Origin of the sequence: Sphingomonas parva (ex Maeng et al. 2020) (genome assembly GCF_004564275.1) — a bacterium.
In the GTDB taxonomy this organism is placed as follows: domain Bacteria; phylum Pseudomonadota; class Alphaproteobacteria; order Sphingomonadales; family Sphingomonadaceae; genus Allosphingosinicella; species Allosphingosinicella parva.
Genome location: NZ_SPDV01000024.1, coordinates 1 through 432, shown reverse-complemented (window position 1 = coordinate 432; position 432 = coordinate 1). Strand labels below are relative to the sequence as shown.

Sequence of the window (432 nt, the reverse complement as noted above, 5' to 3'; positions counted from 1 at the left end):
TCCTTGCCGGACTTGTCGCCGCCGTCCTTGCCGGACTTGTCGCCGTCGTCCTTGCCGGACTTGTCGCTGTCGTCCTTGCCGGACTTGTCGCTGTCGTCCTTGCCCGACTTGTCGCCGCCGTCCTTGCCGGACTTGTCGCTGTCATCCTTGCCGGACTTGTCGCCGCCGTCCTTGCCGGACTTGTCGCCGCCGTCCTTGCCGGACTTGTCGCTGTCATCCTTGCCGGACTTGTCGCTGTCGTCCTTGCCGGACTTGTCGCCGCCGTCCTTGCCGGACTTGTCGCTGTCGTCCTTGCCGGACTTGTCGCCGCCGTCCTTGCCGGACTTGTCGCTGTCATCCTTGCCGGATTTGCCGCCGCCGTCCTTGCCGCTGTCGGAGCCGCCATTGCCGTTGCCGCCGGCGTTGCCGTTGCCGCCGGCATTGCCGTTGTCG

Annotated in this window: 1 protein-coding gene; it reads right to left on the bottom strand. The window is 66.7% G+C overall.

The window, feature by feature from the left end:
• Window positions 1-432 (bottom strand): hypothetical protein (locus tag E2493_RS21260; protein ID WP_191992998.1); only part of this gene is annotated, 432 nt, incomplete at both ends.